The following is a 20,286-nucleotide window of genomic DNA, read 5'->3' as shown; positions in this document are numbered from 1 at the left end:
ATGTCGAGCATAAAGCGGTTTGTTGGCGGTTGGCGCTTGCGGCGAGCATTCTTGGCAGGGTCGTTGCTGTGGATGCTCCTGCTCCTGCCGGCAATAGCGGTGCGAACGGCCAGTCTGGCCGACACCCTGACGAAGATCAAATCCAGCGTTGTGGCGGTTGGCACGGTGCAGCCCGCCCGCCAACCTTCGGCGCAGTTTCTGGCGACCGGCTTCGTGGTCGGCCAAGGGGGTCACGTCATCACCAACGCGCACGGCTTGCCGGATTTGCTCGACCCGCAAGGTAAGGAAACGCTGGCCGTTTTCATCGGTCGCGACAAGCAGATCGAGTCGCGATCGGCGATCAAGGTCGCCATTGACCCCGTTCACGACCTCGCGCTGCTGAAATTCGAGGGCGCTCCGCTGCCGCCGTTACGCCTGGGCGAGTCAAAGCCATTACGCGAGGGTGATGAGGTCGCTTTGACCGGTTTTCCGCTCGGCGTCGTGCTCGGCCTGTTTCCGGTGACGCATACCGGAATCGTGGCCGCTATCAGTCCGATTGCGATACCGGCGGCGGAAGCGGCGCAATTGGACGGTCCTACCCTCAAGCGCTTGCGGCAGGAGCCTTATAAGGTTTTACAGCTCGACGCCACGGCTTATCCCGGCAACAGTGGCAGCCCGCTTTATGAACCGGGCACCGGTCGGGTCGTTGGCGTTGTCAATAAGGTCTTTGTCCAGCAAAGCAAGGAAGCCGCCTTGGATAAGCCGAGCGGCATCACGTATGCCATTCCGATTCGTCACGCCCAAGAACTCCTCAAGCGAGCCGGAGTGCAAGCCAAATAGCAGGCGCTCGTCGCGGTCATGCCAAGCCGACGATCCGCGCGGTGCTTTGAAAGCTGGAAAGTCGAGTGAGAGTAGGAAGCGGCAATCAGCGCAGGCCGTATTTGCGACGGAAGCGATCCACGCGGCCTGCGGTATCGACGATTTTCTGCTTGCCGGTATAGAAGGGGTGGGAGTGGCTGGAGACTTCCACCTTGACCAGGGGATACTCCTTACCGTCCGTCCACTTGATTTTGTCTCGGGTGCTGATGGTGGACCGCGTCAGAAAAGCGAAATCGGTCGAAATGTCTTGAAACACGACTTCGCGATACTCGGGATGAATGCCTTTCTTCATGGCTGCCGAACCTTCCCAATGCTACTGTTTGCCTGCCCGTGACGCGCCGCTTGCCGCGCGCGGGATGATATCTGGTAAGCTGCTAAACCACGTAATATACCGATTTTCCGGGCTGGCTCGCAAGCAACGTTTCAATGGGTTCGGGCCTGTCGTTTCGGGGTCCGGCAGTGGATTTTTTGCAATGGGCAAGGTGGGTAAGGGTTGATGAATCAGGAACCCAAGATCGGTTTTGTCAGCCTCGGTTGTCCGAAGGCGTTGGTGGACTCCGAGCAAATCATCACCCAATTGCGGGCCGAGGGTTACGGAGTGGCGCCGACTTACGCGGCGGCGGATTTGGTGGTGGTCAACACCTGCGGTTTTATCGACGCGGCGGTGGCTGAATCGCTGGATGCCATCGGCGAGGCGCTGGCCGAGAACGGCAAGGTGATCGTGACCGGCTGTTTGGGCGCCAAAGGCAGCGTGGTGCGCGATCTGCACCCCAGCGTGCTGGCGGTCACCGGGCCGCACGCCTGCCAGGAAGTGTTGGCGGCGATTCACAGCCACCTGCCCCGACCGCATGATCCCTTCCTGGATTTGCTGCCGCCGCAGGGGATCAAGCTGACGCCGCGCCACTATGCCTATCTCAAGATTTCCGAAGGTTGCAACCATCGCTGTAGCTTCTGCATCATTCCACAGCTGCGCGGCGATTTGGTCAGCCGACCGGTCGGCGACGTGTTGCGGGAGGCGGAAACCCTGGCGCGGGCCGGCGTCAAGGAATTGCTGATCGTTTCTCAGGATACCAGCGCCTATGGGGTAGATATGCGCTATCGAACCGGTTTCTGGAACGGCCGGCCGCTCAAGACCCACTTGACGCCGCTGGCGGCGGCGCTCGGCGAGCTCGGCGTGTGGGTGCGGTTGCATTACGTCTACCCGTATCCCCATGTCGATGAATTGATCCCGTTGATGGCGGAGGGCAAGCTGTTGCCTTATCTGGACGTGCCGCTCCAGCACGCCAGCCCGCCTATCTTGAAAGCCATGAAGCGGCCGGCCAATACCGGCAACACGCTGGAACGGATTCGCCGCTGGCGGGAGCGCTGTCCCGATCTGACCTTGCGCAGCACCTTCATCGTCGGCTTTCCGGGCGAGACGGCGGCGGATTTCGAACGCTTGTTAGCTTTTCTGGCCGAGGCCGAACTGGATCGGGTGGGCTGTTTCACCTACTCGCCGGTGGCGGGCGCCGCCGCCAACCAATTGGCCGCTCCCGTTCCTGATGAGATCAAGCAGGAACGGCAGGCGCGCCTGATGGAACTACAAGCGAGCATCAGCACCGAGCGCCTGCGCCGCAGGATCGGCCGGACGGTCACGGTGCTGGTGGATGGCATCGATGCCGAGGGGTCGGCTATCGCCCGCTCCGCCGCCGATGCGCCAGAGATCGACGGCGTGGTCGCTATCGAGGGCGGCGGGGCTCTTGCGGTCGGCGAATTTGTCGACGTGCGGATCGTGGCTACCGACCAACACGATTTGTACGCGGAACTGCTCTGACGACAGGAGGCCGTTACCGGACTGCGGGACACTGACCGACGAGCGCGCTGAGGCCCATTGAACTTTTTGAAGTCGTCCCCATCTTAGAGGATAAGCGTAAGCCCTTACGCCTGTCCGCTTCCCTCCCTGAGCGGGCTAGTCCGGTCAGCAAGACCGGACCACTTATTCGCCCCGGTTCCATTCCCCCTTGTAACCGGGGCTTCTTTTTGAAAGAGGGCTCCCCAAGGAGCCGGCCGGGAATCCCGGACGCGGTATCGTGTACAATCCCGCGCAATAGTTACGAGGCACCTCTTATGGAATCCATGCATGGCACCACGGTATTGGCCGTGCGCCGTAACGGTCGGGTCGTGATCGGCGGCGACGGTCAGGTGACGCTGGGCAATACCGTGATGAAAGGCAACGCCCGCAAAGTCCGGCGTTTGTACCAGAACAAGGTGATCGCCGGTTTCGCGGGCGGCACCGCCGATGCATTCACTCTGTTCGAGCGTTTTGAAGGCAAGCTGGAAAAGCACGGTGGCAACCTGACCCGCGCCGCCGTGGAAATGGCGAAAGACTGGCGCACCGACCGCATCTTGCGCCGCTTGGAAGCGTTGTTGATCGTCGCCGATCTCGGTACGACTCTCATTCTGTCCGGTAACGGCGATGTCATCGAACCGGAGCGCGAGCTGGCGGCGATCGGTTCCGGCGGCAGCTACGCGCAGGCCGCCGCTCAGGCGTTGCTGGAACATACCGAACTCGACGCGCGCACCATCGTCGAGCAGGCCTTGAAAATCGCCGCCGGCATCTGCATATACACCAACGAGAATCTAACCTTTGAAGAATTGGCGGGCGCGTGATCCGATCTTCGCGACGGATGCGTCCGCCGTCCTGTTTTCGCTTTTTCCCAAGACGGTAGCTGCATCATGTCGGAGATGACCCCTCGAGAAATCGCCCAGGAATTGGACAAGCACATCATCGGCCAGGATGCCGCCAAGCGCGCGGTGGCCATCGCCCTACGCAACCGCTGGCGGCGGATGCGGGTGAATCCCGATCTGCGCAACGAAATCACCCCCAAGAACATCCTGATGATCGGCCCGACCGGCGTCGGCAAGACCGAGATCGCCCGGCGGCTGGCCAAGCTGGCCAATGCCCCGTTCATCAAGGTCGAGGCGACCAAATTCACCGAAGTCGGTTATGTCGGCCGGGATGTCGAGTCCATCATCCGCGACCTGATGGACGGCGCGGTAAAGATGGTGCGCGAAGAGGAAATGCAAAAGCTGCGGCACCGGGCCGAGGAAGCCGCCTTCGAGCGGGTGCTGGATGCGCTGTTGCCGCGCCCACGCGGCGTCGGTTTCGCCAACGAACCACCCGCGCCCGATCACTCGGTCACCCGCCAGAAGATGCGCGAGCGTTTGCTCAAGGGCGATTTGGACGACCGGGAGATCGAAATTGAAGTGTCGGTGCGGCCGATGGGCGTGGAGATCATGGCGCCGCCCGGCATGGAGGAGATGACCAACCAGTTGCAGAGCCTGTTTCAGAATCTGAGCAGCAACCGGACCCGCAGCCGCAAGCTCAAGGTCAAGGACGCCTTGAAGCTGCTTCAGGAAGAGGAAGCGGCCAAGATGGTCAACGAGGAAGAACTCAAACTTAAGGCCCTGGCGGCGGTCGAGCAGAACGGCATCGTATTCATCGATGAAATCGACAAGGTGGCCAAGCGCGGCGAATACGGCGGTCCCGACGTGTCGCGCGAGGGCGTGCAGCGCGATCTGTTACCGTTGGTCGAAGGCTGCACCATTTCGACCAAGTACGGCATGGTGCGCAGCGATCATATTCTGTTCATCGCCTCCGGCGCGTTCCATCTGGCCAAGCCGTCCGATCTGATTCCTGAATTACAGGGCCGCCTGCCGATCCGGGTCGAGCTAAGCGCCTTGAGCACCGAGGATTTCGTGCGCATCTTGACCGAACCCGACGCATCGCTGACCGAACAGTACGCCGCGCTGCTGGAAACCGAGGAGGTCAAACTGGAGTTTGCGGCCGACGGGGTGCGGCGCCTCGCCGAAATTGCTTGCCAGGTCAACGAGCGCACTGAGAATATCGGCGCGCGGCGCTTGCATACCGTCATGGAGCGTCTGCTGGAAGTGATTTCCTTCGAAGCGCCCGACCGCGCCGGTCAGACCGTGACCGTGGATCGCGCCTATGTGGACGCGCATCTGGGCGAGCTGGTCAAAGATGAAGACCTGACCCGTTATATCTTGTAAGGATCGACCATGAGCGTTCGTCCGACCGAAATCAAATTGCACCAAGCCTCCCGCGTGCTGGAAGTCGCTTTTGAGGATGGCACTCGCTTTGAGTTGCCCTGCGAGTATCTGCGGGTATTTTCCCCCTCCGCCGAAGTGCGGGGCCACGGGCCAGGTACGGCGACGCTGGTCACCGGCAAGGAAAAGGTCAACATCAACGCCATCGAACCGGTGGGCCATTACGCCGTGAAGTTGGTGTTCGATGACGGCCATGCCTCCGGCTTGTATTCCTGGAACGTGCTGCACGAATTAGGCGCCGAGCAGGAAAGCAACTGGCAAGATTATCTGCGTCGGCTGGCCGAAGCCGGCTACCAACGTCAAGTCTGAGTTCCCACAACCGAGATGTCCGACAGCATGGAACCGCCTGAGACCACGCATTTCGGCTACCAGACGGTGGCCCCTGACGAAAAGGCCCGCAAGGTGGCCGGCGTCTTCGATTCGGTCGCCGGCAAGTACGACCTGATGAACGATTTGATGTCGTTGGGCGTGCATCGCTTGTGGAAACGTTTTGCCGTGCGGTTGTGCGGGGTGCGGGCCGGGGAACGGGTGCTGGATCTGGCCGGCGGCACCGGCGATCTGAGCAGCCGGCTGTTGCCGCTGGTCGGAGCGAAAGGGTGGGTCGTGCTATCGGATATCAACGCCAACATGCTGGCCGAAGGCCGACGGCGGCTGGTCGATGAGGGTGTGGTCGGCAATGTCGCCTACGTGCGGGCCGACGCCGAGACGCTGCCGTTTCCCGCCAACAGCTTCGATTGCATCACCATCGCGTTCGGCTTGCGCAACGTCACCTACAAGGAGCGCGCCTTAGCCGCCATGCACGCCGCGCTCAAACCGGGCGGGCGGGTGGTGATTCTGGAATTTTCCCATCCGGTCGCGCCCGGCTTGAAGCCCGCTTATGACCTATACTCCTTCTCGGTCTTGCCGGTGCTAGGCAAGTGGGTGGCCAACGACGCCGCCAGCTACCGCTATCTGGCCGAATCCATCCGGATGCACCCGGACCAGCAGACGTTGTTGGGCATGATGGAGGCAGCGGGGTTCGAGCGCTGCCAGTATTTCAATCTGAGCGGCGGCATCGTGGCGGCGCATCGCGGCTACAAATTCTGATTTCGAGCGTCTTATAGCCTCCTTTGCGGGGCGATTTTGAATATCTTATTGTTATTTTGAGGATTTTTTGTGACGCCCGCTATTGTCACCACCCGTTTGGAAGCCGCGCTGAACCACTATTTACGCCTCGATCCCGACAGCTTGCCACGGCTGGCACGCTTGGAGGGCAAAGTCATCGCTGTCGAATGGGTGGGTTTGGGTCAGTGCTGCTACCTGCGGGCTGACGCGGGCCGGATTCAGGTGATGAACCATCATGAAGAGGAGCCTTCGGTGTGGATTCGCGGCACGCCGCTGGCGCTGTTCCGGCAATGGCGCGGCGTTTCGGGCGAGGCCCGAGATCTCGTCATTGAAGGCGATACGGCCGTGGCGGCACAGTTGCGAGCGTTGCTGGCGCGTTTGGATGTCGATTGGGAGGAGCAGCTCGCGCGCCGAGTCGGTGATATCACCGCCCATCAATTAGGCAATTTCTGGCGCGGCTTGCAAGGTTGGAAGCGGCGAACGTCCGATGTGTTGGCGCGAGATGGCGCTGAATATCTCCAGCAGGAATTGCGTGCGTTACCCCCGCCTCATGCTGTCGAGCGTTTTCTGAGTGCCGTGGATACGCTGCGTGAGGATGCCGACCGCCTGGCGGCGCGAGTCGAGCGCTTGCGCCGGCATCTGGCTGGCGTCGGTCCGACCTGAAGCCCCCGTTCCAGGCGTAAAGACGGCATGTTCGGCCCCGCTCAACTGTTGCGGTTGCTGCACATCAACCGGGTGCTGGTACGTCACGGTCTGGACGAGATTATCTTTGCCACGCATCTGTTCCGGCCGGTCGGCTTTTTGCGCCATCTGCTGCCTTGGAACTGGCTGCCCCGCCAGCAGTCCGAGCTGTCGCGCGGCGCCCGAATCCGGCTGGCGTTGGAGGATCTGGGACCGATCTTTGTCAAGTTCGGTCAGATGCTATCCACCCGCCGCGATTTGTTGCCCGATGACATCGCCCTGGAGCTGGCCAAGCTGCAAGATCAGGTGCCGCCGTTTCCCGGCGAACAAGCCCGCGCCATCATCGAAAAGGCCTACGGACAGCCGCTGGAAACGGTGTTCGACGACTTTGGGTTTCAGCCGCTGGCCTCGGCGTCCATCGCTCAGGTCCATGCCGCCCGCCTGCGCGGCGGACGCGATGCGGTCGTCAAGGTCTTGCGGCCAGCGATCGAGAAAATTATCCGCCGCGATGTGGAACTCCTCTACCTCATCGCTGGTTTGGCGCAGCGCTACTGGAAGGAGGGTCGGCGGTTGCGACCGGTCGAAGTGGTGGCGGAATACGAGAAGACCATTTTCGACGAGCTGGATTTGGTCCGCGAAGCCGCCAACGCCAGCCAGTTGCGGCACAATTTTCAAAATTCGCCGATCCTGTATGTGCCGGAAGTGTTTTGGCCGGAAACCCGCCGCAACGTGCTGGTCATGGAGCGGATTTATGGGATTCCGGTGGGCGATATCGCCGAATTGCACCGGCGCGGCGTGGATATGAAAAAACTGTCGGAACGGGGTGTGGTGATTTTCTTCACCCAAGTGTTCCGCGACAGCTTTTTCCACGCCGACATGCATCCGGGCAATATTTTCATCAACGCCGAAGATCCGACCGACCCGCGTTATATCGCCGTGGATTTCGGCATCATCGGCACGCTCAGCCCCACCGACCAGCATTATCTGGCCGATAATTTTCTGGCGTTTTTTCAGCGTGACTACCGCCGGGTGGCGGAACTGCACATCGAGTCGGGCTGGGTGCCGGCGGAGACTCGGGTGGATGAATTCGAGTCGGCCATTCGCACCGTGTCGGAGCCGATCTTCGACCGACCGCTCAAGGACATTTCCTTCGGCGGTTTCTTGTTGACCTTGTTTCAGACCGCTCGCCGTTTCAACATGGAGGTGCAGCCGCAATTGGTGCTGCTGCAAAAGACGTTGCTCAATATCGAAGGCTTGGGCCGCCAGCTCGATCCCGAACTGGATTTGTGGAAAACCGCCAAACCGTTTCTGGAAAGCTGGATGCGGGAACGGGTCGGCCCGTGGTCGGTCATCAAGCGCATCAAGCACTACATCCCGCGCTGGGCCGACCAGACGCCGGATTTGCCAAACTTAGTCTATGGCTTGCTGCAAAAGGCCAATTCCGGCGAGATCGCCGTGCGGTTGCAGAAACAGGAAATGGAGCAGCTGCGCCGGGAAATACGGCTAGCCAACCGACGCAGTTTCCATGCGGTGGTGGGAGCGGCGTTGATCGTCAGCGCGGCGGTGCTGCTGGATTTGGACAGCGCCCGCTCGATCGGCCTTTGGCAGATGCCGCTGCTGGCTTGGTTGGCGGCCGGCGCCGGGGTCGGTCTGCTGGTCGGGGCATGGCTAAAGCAGGCTTGACCGCCCTGACGGCGCGGGGCGCTGGCCGTGTCGCAAGGGCGATCGCTCGGAGGAAATGATCAAGAGCGTTGCAAGGCGGCTTCGACCTCGTCGCGCGTGCCGCGCCCGCACAGAAGCTCGATCAGCACCAGCGCGAAATCCATGGCCGTGCCGGGTCCGCGCGAGGTGAGGAAGGTGCCGTCGCGCACCACGGCGGCGCTGCTCAAGCGAATTTCCGACTGGCCGTCGAGGATGCCAGGATAGGCCGTGGCTTCCCGGTAGTTCAATAGCCCGGCGCTGGCCAGGACCTTGGGCGCGGCGCAAATAGCGCCGATGTAGCGGCCTTGTTCGGCTTGCCGCCGCAGTAGGGTTGCGATGCGCTGGTCGGCTTCCAGGCGCTGGGCGCCACCCAGACCGCCGGGCAGCACCACCAAATCGAAATCGCGGTCCAGCACCGCGTCCAGAGTCACCTCGGGAAGCAACACCACGCCGCGCGATGCGGTCACCGCACCTTGCTCCAGACCGGCCACCACCACCGTGACGCCGGCGCGCCGCAGCAGGTCAATGAGGGTAACGGCCTCCAGTTCTTCGCAACCTTGGGCGAGCGGGATGAGAACGGTAGCCATGCGTTTTCTCCTGTAAACGGGCGAGCGGGCGAATCAACCACTTTTGCGATTATGCAGCAGGGTCATGCCTTTGAGCAGGTTCAAGGCTTCATAGAGTTGGTAATCGTTTTGCGCCAGGTCGCCCTCGGCGTTGGGCGTCTTGGCGGGATCGGAAAGGGTTTTGGGGTCGGGCGGAACGTCCGGCGGCTCGCTTTCGGGCTTGTCGGAGCGGTCGTTGCGCAGATGGCCGGTCAGATCGGCCTCCTTGATGAAATCCGGATCGGCACTGTCCGCGCTCCCGATCTTGAGCGGCTTGAGCTTGATGTCGGGCTCGATGCCAGCCGCTTGGATGGAACGGCCTTTCGGAGTGTAATAACGGGCGGTGGTCAGCTTGACCGCGGTACCGTTACCCAGCGGCAGGATGGTTTGTACGGAGCCCTTGCCAAAGGTCCGCTCGCCTAGGATCAGCGCGCGATGATGGTCCTGGAGCGCGCCGGCGACGATTTCCGAGGCCGAGGCCGAGCCGCCGTTGACCAGCACCACCATGGGCGCGCTTTTCAGCAGGTCGCCGGGAGTGGCTTTGTAGCTTTGATCGGAACCGTTGCCGCGCCCCTTGGTTTCGACGATCACGCCGTCGTCCAGAAAATCGTCGGCCACATCCACCGCGCCGTTCAACACGCCGCCCGGATTGTTGCGCAAATCCAGCACCAACCCTTTCAACGGCGCTTTATTCTGCTGTTCGAGCGTTTGCAGGTCATGTTGCAGGTTCTGGGCGGTTTTGGCCTGAAACTGGGTGACCCGCAAATAGGCGAAGCCCGGTTCCAACAAGCGGCTCTTGACGCTCTTGACCTGAATGACTTCCCTGACCAGCTTCATTTTCAACGGTTTTCTCAGGCCTTCCCGAATGATGGTCAGGGTGATGGCGGTGTTGGGCTTGCCGCGCATCCGCTGGATGGCGTCAGAGAGCGCCATCCCTTTGACCGACGTGTCATCGAGCCGGATGATGAGGTCACCGGAGCGGACGCCCGCCCGCGCGGCCGGGGTGTCGTCGATGGGGGTGATGACTTTGATGAAACCGTCTTCCTGGCCCACTTCAATTCCCAAGCCGCCAAACTCGCCGGAGGTGCCGACCTGCAAATCTTGGAAAGCTTCGGCATCCAAGAACGCCGAGTGGGGGTCGAGGTTGCTGAGCATCCCGCGAATGGCGTTTTCTAGCAGGTCCTTGTCCTTGATCGACTCCACATAATCCTGCTTGACGGCGTCGAGCACGCCGGTGAACGTGCGAAGCTCATCCAGCGGCAGCTTGTTTTCCAACGGAGTGTCTTTCTCGGCTCGGACCGTAGGCAGGGCCGTCAGCGAGACACCCGCCAGAAAACTCAAGGCCAGCGCCAGACCGTGTCGGGTTGCAGCACTCATTTTTCGCTCCAAACTTCTATTGATTGCAGCAAGGAAGCCCAGAAGGCTTTGGCGAATCGCTTGGCTAAGACAATGGATCGAGCTTCAAAATTGCGCGGTCGGAAAAATTCTAGCGGTGCTCGATGTGGGGCTGGTGCGCTAAGGCCCGGCGTCGCGTTGGTTGTTTGCTGGCGCCGGGCGCTAGAGACAGGTAGGAACGCCGATGGCTATTTGGCTTTACCTTGGTTGGCGACCGCGTCCATCAGTTTCTTGAGTTCCTCGGGGTCGGCAAGGTAATAGTTCTTGATGGGCCGCAAGTTTTCATCGAGCTCGTAGACCAGCGGCACGGCGGTCGGAATGTTCATGGCGACGATGGCGTCGTCAGGTATGTTGTCAAGGTATTTGACCAGCGCGCGCAGGCTGTTGCCGTGGGCGGCGATGATGACCCGCTTGCCGGAACGGATGGCCGGCACGATGGTGTCGTGCCAGAACGGAAGCACCCGGTCGATGGTGGTTTTGAGGCTTTCGGTGGCGGGCAGCACGCGCGGATCGAGACCGGCGTAACGCGGGTCCTTGGTCGGATGGCCTGGATCGTTCGGGTCCAAGGGCGGCGGCGGGATGTCGAAGCTGCGCCGCCAAATCTTGACCTGTTCCTCGCCGTGCTTGGCGGCGGTTTCGGATTTGTTCAGGCCGGCCAAGGCCCCGTAATGGCGCTCGTTGAGCCGCCAGCTCCGCTGCACCGGAATCCAGGCCAGATCCAATTCATCGAGCACGGTCCACAGGGTGTGGATGGCGCGCTTCAGCACCGAGGTGAACGCCACATCGAAAACGTAGCCTTCCTTCTTGAGGGCTTGACCGCCTTTTTTCGCCTCCTCGCGACCCTTTTCGGACAAGTCGACATCGACCCATCCCGTGAAGCGGTTTTCCAGGTTCCATTGGCTTTCGCCGTGGCGGATGAGTACGATTTTATACATGAATGCCTCCTCGATGCAGAGCGGTTATTGTCGTTATCGGATTGGAAGTGACAGGCGACGCCAGGCGCTACAGCCGAACTCGCCGGGGTTGGCGGTGAGCCGATCCAGTGAAATTCCCTGGAAATTCCGTCGGCCGATGATACGCTGGGGCGACCGATTTCGCCAGTCGAGAGCCGGAGTAACTTCTCAGGATCGCTATATTAAGCTATGCTAATATGCAAATCATCAAAACAAAGCTGGGTCATTCATGGTACGCAGCGAGTGTGCGGGAATGTCGGATGACGGCGCTCCGGTCGGTGTCTCGCCAGCGGATTTTTTGATGACGCGCGATGAGGACATCGAACGGGCCTCGCGCTCCCTCAAAGCGATGTCGCATCCCTTGCGTCTGAAGATTCTCTGTATTTTGGGGGGCCAGGAAGTCGGCGTTCAAGAAATCGTCGAGCATGTCGGAACCTCGCAAAGCAACATTTCCCAACATCTGGCCATCTTGCGCGATAAGGGTATTCTCACCTGTCGCAAGGACGCCAACCGCGTCTATTATCGGGTCGGTGACGCCCGCACGCTGCGGTTGATCGGGATGATGCGGGACGTGTTCTGCGCGCGGCTTTGATCGGTACCGCTCGGGCGCTGGCGGATCGATACCGGTCGGTCCCCCGGCGCTCGCTCATCGAGGTCAAGCATGAACAGTGAAAGAATCATCCGGATCATGGCGGGTTCCTTTGTCTTGTTGTCTCTGCTGTTGGGCGCGCCGGCCAGCCCGCTTTATCACAGCGGCTATTGGTTATGGTTCACGGCCTTCGTCGGCTTGAATCTGTTTCAAAGCGGTTTTACCCGATTTTGTCCGGCGGAACTGATTTTATGGAGGCTGGGGGTTCCTAAGACCGGCGATCGGACTTGAGCGGCATCGAGCGATTCCCAGGAGTTTTCATGAGTGATCTTTCCGAATTTGCTTTACAGAATTGGCTGTTGTTCATGGCGTTTTTCGTTATTTTGGGTCTGCTGGCGGGCAATGAAATCCTGCGCAAGCTCCGCGGCGTCACCGCGCTCAACGCTGCCGAGGCGCTCCGTTTGATCAACGATCAGGAGGCGTGGATCGTCGATATTCGAGACGGCGCCGAATACCGAGAGAGCCATATTCCGCAAGCCCGCCATATCCCGTCTGCTTCGCTGCTGGAGCGGTTGAGCGAGCTGGGCAAGGCCGGCGACAAACCGATTATCGTGTATTGCCGCACTGGAACGACTTCACAATCCGCCTGCGCCCAGCTTAAGAAAAATGGCATTGGCAACGTGTATAGTTTGAATGGCGGGCTGCCTGCCTGGGTGGATGCGCACCTGCCGGTCGACCGTAAGAAATAGCGTTTCCAAGGCGCCGCTGCCTCGTCATGCCCGACATCATCGTCTATTCCAGTCCGTTTTGCCCTTATTGCCGGCGGGCGCGAGCGCTGCTGGACAGCAAGGGAGTGCGTTACACCGTGTTGGATGTCGGTCAGAACCCGCAATTATGGGACGAGATCGCGCAGCGCACCGGCCGTGACACGGTGCCGCAGATTTTCATCGGCGGCCGGCATGTCGGGGGTTGCGATGAGTTGTTCGCCTTGGATCGGCGCGGCGAACTGGAGCCGCTTTTAAACGACTGAGCCAGCGTCAGCCCTCGCGCTCTCGATCGGGCGGCAGTGAGGATGGCGCCGGTCGGTTTTCTGTGCTGTCACACTTCAAATCAGGCTTATCCACTCACAAGGCATTGCGCATGAGCGAACAACCGCAGGTGTCCCAGCAGTTCGATATTCAGAAGGTATATATCAAGGATGTCTCGCTGGAGACGCCCAATTCCCCGGCGATTTTCAACGAACAATGGCAGCCGCAGAGTGAAGTGCGGTTGGAAACCGGTGCCACGCCGCTAACCCAGGAGCTGTTCGAAGTCGTGCTGACCGTCACGGTGACCTCGAAACTCGGCGAGCGTACGGCGTATTTGGCCGAGGTCCAACAGGCTGGCCTGTTTACCCTCAAAGGCTTCGATGACGCACAAATGGGTCACATGCTGCACGCCTTCTGTCCGAACATCCTGTTCCCTTTTGCGCGGGAGGAACTGGCTTCCCTGATCGGCAAAGGGGGGTTTCCACCCCTGCTGCTCAATCCGATCAATTTCGATGGTCTTTACATGCAGCGCCTGCAACAGCAACAGGCGGCGGCGGGCGCTGCTCCGGCGCCGCACTAAGAGTATGAACGCCGCCGCGCCGGTCACCGTGCTGGGTGCGGGCTCCTGGGGTACGGCCTTAGGGTTATTGCTGGCGCGCAACGGGCATGCGGTTCGTTTGTGGGGGCATGATCCCGCTGAAGTCGCCGCGCTGTGCGGCGACCGGGAAAACCGCCGTTACCTGCCGGGTGTTCCGTTTCCTGCCGCGCTGCATGCGGGGTCGGATCTGGCTGAGGCAGTGGCTGGGTCAGCACTGGCGTTAGTGGCGGTGCCTAGCCACGCTTACGGCGAAACGCTGGCTCGGCTGCGCGTGCATTTGTCGCCTCGTATCAGTCTGGCTTGGGCGACTAAAGGCTTGGAGCCGGGTAGCGGTCGGTTCCTGCACCAGGTGGCGGCGGAGCTCCTGGGGCAAGCTTGGCCGACGGCGGTCATCTCCGGTCCCAGTTTCGCCCGCGAAGTCGCGCTGGGTCTGCCGACCGCGGTGACGGTCGCCGCGCGAGATACCGCGCACGCGCGCCGGGTGGCGGCTTGGTTGCACGGCTCCAATTTGCGCGCCTATACCAGCACCGATGTCATCGGCGTGGAGTTGGGCGGGGCGATCAAGAATGTTTTGGCGATCGCCGCCGGCATCGCCGACGGTTTGGGGTTTGGGGCCAACGCCCGAGCGGCGCTTATCACCCGTGGGCTGGCGGAGATGGCGCGACTTGGCTTGGCGGCGGGAGGGCAACGCGAAACCTTCATGGGGCTGGCCGGCATCGGCGATCTGGTGCTGACCTGTACCGACGACCAATCGCGCAACCGTCGCTTCGGGCTGGCGCTCGGGCGAGGCGAGAAGGCTGAGACGGCGTTCGCCGCCATCGGTCAAGTGGTGGAAGGCGCGGCCACGGTGCGGGAGGCGTTGCGGCTGGCCCGGCACTACCGAGTCGATATGCCGATTGCCGAACAAGTCGATCGGGTGCTGCACCACGGTCAAAACCCCCGGCGAGCGGTGGAAAGCCTGCTGGCTCGCGATCCGAAGCCGGAGATTCTTTAGCGGGCGATGGGCCTTCAAGCCCTTCCCTCAGGTGATGCAATCATCCAACAGCGGCCGGTTTCTGACATCGCTGTGATCGTTTGAGCCGGTATAGTCGCGCGGCCAACGCTTTTTGACGACCGGGCTGGTGCTGGCCAGGGCGTGACAGGTGTTCAGAACGGGCGGAGCCGAGCGTTGTTCCGGCGCTTTGACGTCTTCCTCATCGTAGCGTTTGCCGTAGAGGGTTTGGAACATGGTGGTGGCGACAGGACCCAATAATTCGGTCATGTGCGTGCAACCATTGATCCCGGCGAACAATTCTCGCAGTTTGAGCGACCAGCCCGGTCCGATGCGGACCCCGATCAGCTGGCGGTAACGGTCGGTGATCGCGGGACAAAGCGAGAAGGGTGAACCGTCGGTGCGCGCTTCGATGTCGTGAATGCGGAACTGGCTGTCCACGGTCAGGCGTATCCACATGTCATGCAGCGCATCGCCGGGTTCCAGCGTCCCTCCCCGGTCTTCGTTGGGAAACGCATAGGTTTTCGTATCGACCATCCGCCCCTCGATATCCCACAGACCATCTGCGCGGCGATAGCCCCAACACTGAACGGTGCGGTTGTGAAGCAAATGGCGAGACGCGGGCTCTGAAAGCGGCATGAGGTTCTCCTGGGAAATTCATCGGCGGGGCCGCACGGTTTCAGTCGAAGAAAGTACCATCCATGAGGCGCTGCAAGCGGTTTTCCACATCGGTCAGGACGGCTTGTTTTTGCGTGGGGTTGTAATCCCACCAAGCACTAATTTCGTCCAAGGTACGAAGACAGCCGTCGCATAATTGAGTTTGGGGATTGATCGCACAGACGCCGACGCAGGGAGAGGGTGGATCGCTGAGGGAAGCAGGGCTGTCGGTCATAACCCAATTGAGAAGGAGTGGCTGGCGGTGAATCCAAGGTCGGATGATACCGCGAAGGCGCTGAGGAATCCACGAAGGACCAACGGCCCGGCGGATGCCTTTTAGTAAAGGGGGTGGATTGTTTGTTGCGGCTGGATTGGGAAAGGACGTCGGCTCCCGGCCGACCCTTCAGAGGAGGGTCGGCCGCGAAGAGTTCGAGGAGTTTTGATTGTGGGTTATCGAGTGTGCTGGTCAAGGCACGCGCTAGGGCGCTTTGGTCGGACGGTGGCAGGCCGACCCTCGATCCTGTGTGGTGGTTTTAAGGCTCCTCTCCGTCTTCGCGGCTAACCATGTTAAAGGTTGAGGCCCGGCGCTCGGCGCCAATGCCGTCATGATCGTATGTACTTAACTCCATCAAGATAGCCAAAGGTTCGGGTGATCGTAAATAGGGATAAACCACTACCCACCTACGTTTTGAAGGATCGCTCGGGTGTCATGCCAAGAGCGACAATAATCCTATTTTTATAAAGGTTGTACTTGTTTGGAGGAGGGACTAGGTTTAACCTGTAGTCGGCTCTCTTCACCAAAGAGCGACCGTACTTGCTGTCTGTTCTCTCCTTGGTAGGGCGCTGGTAAGCCACGAAATTTAGAGGAGGAACGCCATGTTGACGTATCAAGATTGTGTAGAGGCGAGCGATCTGACCGAAGAGGAAATCGAAGCGGTTGCCCAGCACGAACGTCTGCCGGAGATGGCGGCTTTGGAGATGGGCAGCTACTTGGTGCATAGCCCCGAGGGTGTCCCGATGCTGAAAAGGATTATTCTGGATGATATCGAGGCAGCGCGCCGGCGCGGCCACCCTGAGCAAGCCCTTGAGTTAAAGCTGGTGCTGAAACATTTTGTGGATACCCACCCGAGTTCCGCAACCGCCGCTTGAACAGATCTCAGTCAAAAAAGCCGCTGTTCGCCACGAAGCTTTGCAGGATCTGTTCAGGACCGCGCCTAGGGCGAGTCGGAAAATAATAGTAACTCCACTTCGGTCGGGCCGGCGCGCCGTAAAGGTCGGCCATCGACCGAACTGCGCGGCGGTTCCCGTTCGTCCAAAGGCGCGAAAACCGTCAGATCGATGAGCGTGTCGCCGGCCCTGAAGCCAAAGACCGGCAGGATGACACGATCGCCGTTATTCAGCTTGAGGCGGCGTTCCGAAGTTTCCAAGGGAATGTGATGCTCCATCAAAAATAGCAGGACATCCTTGGGGGTATCAGCAAACAGGTGGAGCTGAATGTCGGAGTGGGAGCCGGCAGTGCCGCTCAACACCGATCCGACGAGCTTGGGGCGAAAGCGCGCCAGAAAACTCATGGCTTCCAAAGCAGTCTGGCGCAACTCGCGCAAGCGATCTACCTGCCGTTCGGCATGGAACAAGCGTTGATGTTCGAGCACGGCCTGTTCGATTTGGGCATTATCAGGTAGGGCCGCTTTATCATCGATCATCAAGCGCACGGCCGCCTTGCGCTTGGCGGTGCGAAAATCCTTGATCCCTTCCTCTGCCATCAAGCGGGCGCATTCCTGGGCCAGCAAGGTTTTGAGGCGGTGGTGGTCGCGATGACGGCGGGCCATGGATAAACTCCGAGAGTGCGGTGAGGGCTAGCAAGCGGCCATAGTCAAGACGAATCGTCAGCCAGACCCACCATTACTGTGGTCTTTTTCTACCACATCGGTAGCGTTCCAGCGTACAATCTTGACATTATTTCCTGCTAGCGTCACATTTTTCATGTTTTGATTTGGGTTGTTTGCTATATTCACCAAGTGGGTTTGATTCGTCCAATCCGATTGAGTAGAGGATGCATAAATTGGCTCTGTTCACGCGTAAAGAACCCATTTTGGGCATCGATATCAGTCCCTCAGCGGTCAAGCTGATCGAACTGAGCCGTTCCGGGCAGCGGTTTCGGGTCGAGGCCTTCGCGATCGAACCGCTTGGTGAAGGGATGATGGAAGACCGTAATTTGACCGATCCCACTGAGGTCGGCGAAGCGATCAAGCGCGCGTGGCGCAGATCCGGCACTCGGCTGCGACGGGCCGCGGTCGCCGTGCCAACCTCCAGCGTCATCACCCGCGCCGTACCGATGCCGGCGGAGTTTAAAGAGAGCGACATCGAAGCCAATATGCCAATCGAGGCCTCTCAGTATATTCCGTATCCGATCGAAGAGGTTTACCTGGATTTTGAAGTAAAAGGACCTTCTCAGGCCAACAGCGAGATGCAGGATGTCATGCTGGTGGCTTCCCGCCGAGAAAACGTCGACACTCGGGAGGCCGCTCTTAAAGAAGCGGGCTTGGTTCCAGAGGTCGTGGATGTGGAAGTGTACGCTCTGGAAAATATGTTTCGCTTGCTCGCGGATACGCTCCCCAAGGCCGAAAGCGGAAGCGGATCGATCAGTTTGGCCAAGGGGCGGGACGGGTTGACCGCTCTGGTCGATATCGGCGCGGCAATGACCAATCTGTACATCCTGCAACAGGACCGGGTCATTTTTACCCGCGAGCAGGGGTTCGGTTGCGATCAGCTCACGCTGCGGATCGCCGAATTCTACGGACTGCCCCGCGAGCAGGCCGAGCACATGAAACGCTCCGGACAAGGCGCCGATGATTTGGCCATGGCGGTGTTGGATCCGTTCAAGCAAATGCTGGCCGAGCAGATCGGGCACGGCTTGCAATTCTTTTTTTCCTCCGACCAGTATGTCTCCGGCCGCTATAATGTGGATACTATTGTTCTGGTAGGCGGAGGTGCCATGATCATGGGATTGGATCGGGTGGTTGCGGACGTTTTAGGCATCGCCACGGTGGTCGCCAATCCGTTCAAGAACATGGGCAGCGCCGTCAGGGTCAACAGCGGCGCCTTGCTGCGCGATGCGCCGCTGCTGGCGATTGCGGGAGGGTTGGCCCTGAGGAGCTTCGACTGACATGACGCGCATCAATTTATTGCCTTGGCGCGAAGCGCGCCGCGCCAAGCGGCAGCGCGATTTGCTCGCGATGCTGGCCGCCGCGGCGCTGGGTGCGATAGGTCTCGTATTCGCGGCCTACGTTGAAGTCAACCATCGCATCGAGTATCAGCAAGAACGCAATAATTACCTGCGCGGCGAGATCGCCCGGCTCAAAAAAGCAGCTGAAGAGTTGCAGGAGTTACAAAAAACCAAGAACCGGCTGGTGGAGCGTCTTAACGTCATCCAGAAATTACAGACCAGCCGTCCCGGCATGGTACGGATGTTGGATGAGCTGGTGCGATTGATCCCGCAAGACATTTTTTTGACGGGATTCAAGACGGCCGCCAATCAAGTCACGCTCAATGGTATCGCCCGGTCCGACAACATCATATCCGATTTTATGAAAAGCCTGCGGGGCGCCAATCTTTTTGGTGAACCGGTGCTGCAAGTGATCGAAACCCGCAACGTGAACAGCGTGCAGACACGGGTATTCGAGCTGATCGTCCCGCTCAAGCTGGAGGCGAATCAAGCAGAAGGGAGAGGTAAAACATGAGGCTATCCGAGATCAACCTCAATGATTTCGATCTTCGAGAGGCGGGCGATTGGCCACTGGCGGGCAAGGTGGTGCTCGCGATTCTGGTTATTGCTGCCGTGCTGGGCGCCGGTTATTACTTTTTTACCAGCGACCAACTGGCCGAATTGGAGCGAGTGACCAACGAAGAGCAGCAACTGCGGCAAGATTTTATCGAAAAACAGCGGGTGGCCGCCAATCTTGAATCGTTTCGGGCGCAGCTGAAACAGATGGAGGCGGATTTGCAGGTCATGTTGGGGCAATTGCCGACCGGGACCGAAATGCCTGAGTTGCTGGAGAACATCTCCAATACCGGCAAGAAAAATGGCTTGGAATTTGAGTTGTTCAAACCGGAGGCCGAACAGCCCAAGGATTTTTACGCCGCCAAACCGATCACCATCAAAGCGCGGGGCAGCTACCATCAGTTCGGCGCTTTCGTCAGCGGGGTGGCGGCTTTGCCCCGAATCGTGACTTTGGAGAACTCGACGTTGGTTCGTGCTGCCCCCGTCAGCGCCAAGGGAACAAAAACGGGCAAAGGAGACAATGCCGGACAGGTCGACATCCAGGCCACCTTGCAAACTTATCGATATATGGAAGAGGGCGGTACTCCGTCTGCGGCCGGGCAGCAGAAAGGACAGGGGGCTGTTAAGAAATGAATATCGATTCTCAACCGGGCTGCATCGCCGCATCCGTTCGGGAGAGGGTGTTGCTGGTGGCGGCGCTCGTCACGCTGGTTGGTTGCGCGCAGCAGGATTTGACCGAGGTGCAGCAGTTTGTGGAGAACACCAAGCGCAGCACGCCGATCAAGAAGCCTGATCCACCGCCGGAGATCAAGCCCTACACGCCTTTTGCCTATACGGCTCAGGGGGTCAAGGACCCATTCCTGGTGGCGCCGTTCGCGCAGGAAGAAGAGCTGGAGATGACCCGGGAAGCAGCGGCGGTGCAGAGCGCCAATTACACCGGCGTCCGGCCCGATCCAAACCGGGTGCGGGAGGAACTCGAAAAATATTCCCTGGGTTCTCTCAAGATGATGGGGACTTTTCGGATAGGGGGTAACATGGGATTGTGGGCGTTGGTGTTGGCTCCGGACGGCGTCGTGCATCGAGTTCAGAAAAATAATTACTTGGGCACCAACCACGGCAAGATTCTCAATATTACGGAGCAGCGGGTTGATCTGAAGGAGATCGTTCCGGATGGGCCCGGACGCTGGCAGGAACGGGATGCGTTCCTGTCGCTTACCCAATGATGAAGGGGGAAGTGT

26 protein-coding genes are annotated in these 20,286 nt (G+C 59.9%); 19 read left to right on the top strand and 7 right to left on the bottom strand.

Annotated elements, in window-relative coordinates; translation table 11 throughout:
• Complete coding sequence (locus tag IPK09_09980; GenBank protein ID MBK7983943.1) at positions 1-819, top strand: trypsin-like peptidase domain-containing protein; 819 nt, start codon at positions 1-3, stop codon at positions 817-819.
• An 85-nt stretch (positions 820-904) separates the two neighbouring features.
• Here the strand turns inward: IPK09_09980 and IPK09_09975 are convergent, their stop codons facing one another.
• Positions 905-1,150 carry a type B 50S ribosomal protein L31 gene (locus IPK09_09975; GenBank protein ID MBK7983942.1) on the bottom strand — a complete coding sequence of 82 codons (246 nt, stop codon included), beginning with the start codon at positions 1,148-1,150 and terminating at the stop codon, positions 905-907.
• A gap of 204 nt (positions 1,151-1,354) precedes the next feature.
• Here IPK09_09975 and rimO point away from each other — a divergent pair, with 204 nt between their 5' ends.
• The 7 genes from rimO (at position 1,355) to ubiB (ending at position 8,433) form a co-directional block, all read left to right on the top strand.
• Positions 1,355-2,671 carry a 30S ribosomal protein S12 methylthiotransferase RimO gene (gene rimO / locus IPK09_09970; protein ID MBK7983941.1) on the top strand — a complete coding sequence of 439 codons (1,317 nt, stop codon included), beginning with the start codon at positions 1,355-1,357 and terminating at the stop codon, positions 2,669-2,671.
• A 293-nt stretch (positions 2,672-2,964) separates the two neighbouring features.
• Complete coding sequence (gene hslV / locus IPK09_09965) at positions 2,965-3,507, top strand: ATP-dependent protease subunit HslV (GenBank protein MBK7983940.1); 543 nt, start codon at positions 2,965-2,967, stop codon at positions 3,505-3,507.
• A 66-nt stretch (positions 3,508-3,573) separates the two neighbouring features.
• Complete coding sequence (gene hslU, locus IPK09_09960) at positions 3,574-4,908, top strand: ATP-dependent protease ATPase subunit HslU (protein MBK7983939.1); 1,335 nt, start codon at positions 3,574-3,576, stop codon at positions 4,906-4,908.
• A 9-nt stretch (positions 4,909-4,917) separates the two neighbouring features.
• On the top strand, positions 4,918-5,274 hold the full coding sequence (locus tag IPK09_09955) for a DUF971 domain-containing protein (protein ID MBK7983938.1): 357 nt from the start codon (positions 4,918-4,920) through the stop codon (positions 5,272-5,274).
• Between the two features lie 27 nt (positions 5,275-5,301).
• Positions 5,302-6,051 (top strand): bifunctional demethylmenaquinone methyltransferase/2-methoxy-6-polyprenyl-1,4-benzoquinol methylase UbiE, encoded by a 750-nt coding sequence (ubiE, locus tag IPK09_09950; GenBank protein MBK7983937.1) that lies wholly within the window; start codon positions 5,302-5,304, stop codon positions 6,049-6,051.
• A 69-nt stretch (positions 6,052-6,120) separates the two neighbouring features.
• The gene (locus IPK09_09945; protein ID MBK7983936.1) at positions 6,121-6,732 is read left to right on the top strand and encodes an SCP2 sterol-binding domain-containing protein; all 612 of its coding nucleotides are present in this window, start codon (positions 6,121-6,123) and stop codon (positions 6,730-6,732) included.
• 27 nt (positions 6,733-6,759) lie between these two features.
• Positions 6,760-8,433, top strand: a complete 1,674-nt coding sequence (ubiB, locus tag IPK09_09940; GenBank protein ID MBK7983935.1) for a ubiquinone biosynthesis regulatory protein kinase UbiB — start codon at positions 6,760-6,762, stop codon at positions 8,431-8,433.
• 59 nt (positions 8,434-8,492) lie between these two features.
• Here the strand turns inward: ubiB and IPK09_09935 are convergent, their stop codons facing one another.
• The 3 genes from IPK09_09935 to gpmA form a co-directional block, all read right to left on the bottom strand.
• The gene (locus tag IPK09_09935) at positions 8,493-9,038 is read right to left on the bottom strand and encodes a DJ-1/PfpI family protein (protein MBK7983934.1); all 546 of its coding nucleotides are present in this window, start codon (positions 9,036-9,038) and stop codon (positions 8,493-8,495) included.
• A 33-nt stretch (positions 9,039-9,071) separates the two neighbouring features.
• Positions 9,072-10,433: a S41 family peptidase gene (locus IPK09_09930; GenBank protein ID MBK7983933.1), complete on the bottom strand. Its 1,362-nt coding sequence runs from the start codon at positions 10,431-10,433 to the stop codon at positions 9,072-9,074.
• Between the two features lie 206 nt (positions 10,434-10,639).
• A complete protein-coding gene (gene gpmA, locus IPK09_09925; protein MBK7983932.1) occupies positions 10,640-11,386 on the bottom strand; it encodes a 2,3-diphosphoglycerate-dependent phosphoglycerate mutase in 747 nt (248 codons plus the stop codon).
• 271 nt (positions 11,387-11,657) lie between these two features.
• On the opposite strand from gpmA, the gene IPK09_09920 reads away from it, so the two are divergent.
• From IPK09_09920 to IPK09_09895, 6 genes are all read left to right on the top strand, one after another.
• Positions 11,658-11,996: a winged helix-turn-helix transcriptional regulator gene (locus IPK09_09920; protein MBK7983931.1), complete on the top strand. Its 339-nt coding sequence runs from the start codon at positions 11,658-11,660 to the stop codon at positions 11,994-11,996.
• A 69-nt stretch (positions 11,997-12,065) separates the two neighbouring features.
• Positions 12,066-12,284, top strand: a complete 219-nt coding sequence (locus IPK09_09915; GenBank protein ID MBK7983930.1) for a DUF2892 domain-containing protein — start codon at positions 12,066-12,068, stop codon at positions 12,282-12,284.
• Positions 12,281-12,742, top strand: coding sequence for a rhodanese-like domain-containing protein (locus IPK09_09910; protein MBK7983929.1), 462 nt, complete (start codon positions 12,281-12,283; stop codon positions 12,740-12,742). Before IPK09_09915 ends, IPK09_09910 begins: the two co-directional genes overlap by 4 nt.
• Before the next feature lie 26 nt (positions 12,743-12,768).
• A complete protein-coding gene (grxC, locus tag IPK09_09905; protein MBK7983928.1) occupies positions 12,769-13,023 on the top strand; it encodes a glutaredoxin 3 in 255 nt (84 codons plus the stop codon).
• A 110-nt stretch (positions 13,024-13,133) separates the two neighbouring features.
• Positions 13,134-13,601 carry a protein-export chaperone SecB gene (gene secB / locus IPK09_09900; GenBank protein ID MBK7983927.1) on the top strand — a complete coding sequence of 156 codons (468 nt, stop codon included), beginning with the start codon at positions 13,134-13,136 and terminating at the stop codon, positions 13,599-13,601.
• A 4-nt stretch (positions 13,602-13,605) separates the two neighbouring features.
• The gene (locus IPK09_09895) at positions 13,606-14,613 is read left to right on the top strand and encodes an NAD(P)-dependent glycerol-3-phosphate dehydrogenase (protein ID MBK7983926.1); all 1,008 of its coding nucleotides are present in this window, start codon (positions 13,606-13,608) and stop codon (positions 14,611-14,613) included.
• Positions 14,614-14,640: 27 nt separating this feature from the next.
• Here the strand turns inward: IPK09_09895 and IPK09_09890 are convergent, their stop codons facing one another.
• Positions 14,641-15,249, bottom strand: coding sequence for a DUF2889 domain-containing protein (locus IPK09_09890; protein ID MBK7983925.1), 609 nt, complete (start codon positions 15,247-15,249; stop codon positions 14,641-14,643).
• 40 nt (positions 15,250-15,289) lie between these two features.
• Positions 15,290-15,502: a DUF1289 domain-containing protein gene (locus IPK09_09885; protein ID MBK7983924.1), complete on the bottom strand. Its 213-nt coding sequence runs from the start codon at positions 15,500-15,502 to the stop codon at positions 15,290-15,292.
• Positions 15,503-16,143: 641 nt separating this feature from the next.
• Here IPK09_09885 and IPK09_09880 point away from each other — a divergent pair.
• Complete coding sequence (locus tag IPK09_09880; GenBank protein ID MBK7983923.1) at positions 16,144-16,416, top strand: hypothetical protein; 273 nt, start codon at positions 16,144-16,146, stop codon at positions 16,414-16,416.
• 65 nt (positions 16,417-16,481) lie between these two features.
• Here the strand turns inward: IPK09_09880 and IPK09_09875 are convergent, their stop codons facing one another.
• Positions 16,482-17,096, bottom strand: coding sequence for a hypothetical protein (locus IPK09_09875; GenBank protein MBK7983922.1), 615 nt, complete (start codon positions 17,094-17,096; stop codon positions 16,482-16,484).
• A 224-nt stretch (positions 17,097-17,320) separates the two neighbouring features.
• Here IPK09_09875 and IPK09_09870 point away from each other — a divergent pair, with 224 nt between their 5' ends.
• From IPK09_09870 to IPK09_09855, 4 genes are all read left to right on the top strand, one after another.
• Positions 17,321-18,433, top strand: coding sequence for a pilus assembly protein PilM (locus IPK09_09870; protein ID MBK7983921.1), 1,113 nt, complete (start codon positions 17,321-17,323; stop codon positions 18,431-18,433).
• 70 nt (positions 18,434-18,503) lie between these two features.
• Positions 18,504-19,007 (top strand): PilN domain-containing protein, encoded by a 504-nt coding sequence (locus tag IPK09_09865; protein ID MBK7983920.1) that lies wholly within the window; start codon positions 18,504-18,506, stop codon positions 19,005-19,007.
• Positions 19,004-19,681 (top strand): type 4a pilus biogenesis protein PilO, encoded by a 678-nt coding sequence (locus IPK09_09860; GenBank protein MBK7983919.1) that lies wholly within the window; start codon positions 19,004-19,006, stop codon positions 19,679-19,681. Before IPK09_09865 ends, IPK09_09860 begins: the two co-directional genes overlap by 4 nt.
• On the top strand, positions 19,678-20,271 hold the full coding sequence (locus IPK09_09855; GenBank protein MBK7983918.1) for a pilus assembly protein PilP: 594 nt from the start codon (positions 19,678-19,680) through the stop codon (positions 20,269-20,271). The genes IPK09_09860 and IPK09_09855 overlap by 4 nt, the downstream gene beginning before the upstream one ends.
• Positions 20,272-20,286 lie beyond the last annotated feature (15 nt).

The sequence above is a fragment of the Candidatus Competibacteraceae bacterium genome (genome assembly GCA_016713505.1).
Lineage (GTDB): Bacteria > Pseudomonadota > Gammaproteobacteria > Competibacterales > Competibacteraceae > Competibacter_A.
This window is presented reverse-complemented; position numbering and strand designations above follow the sequence as displayed.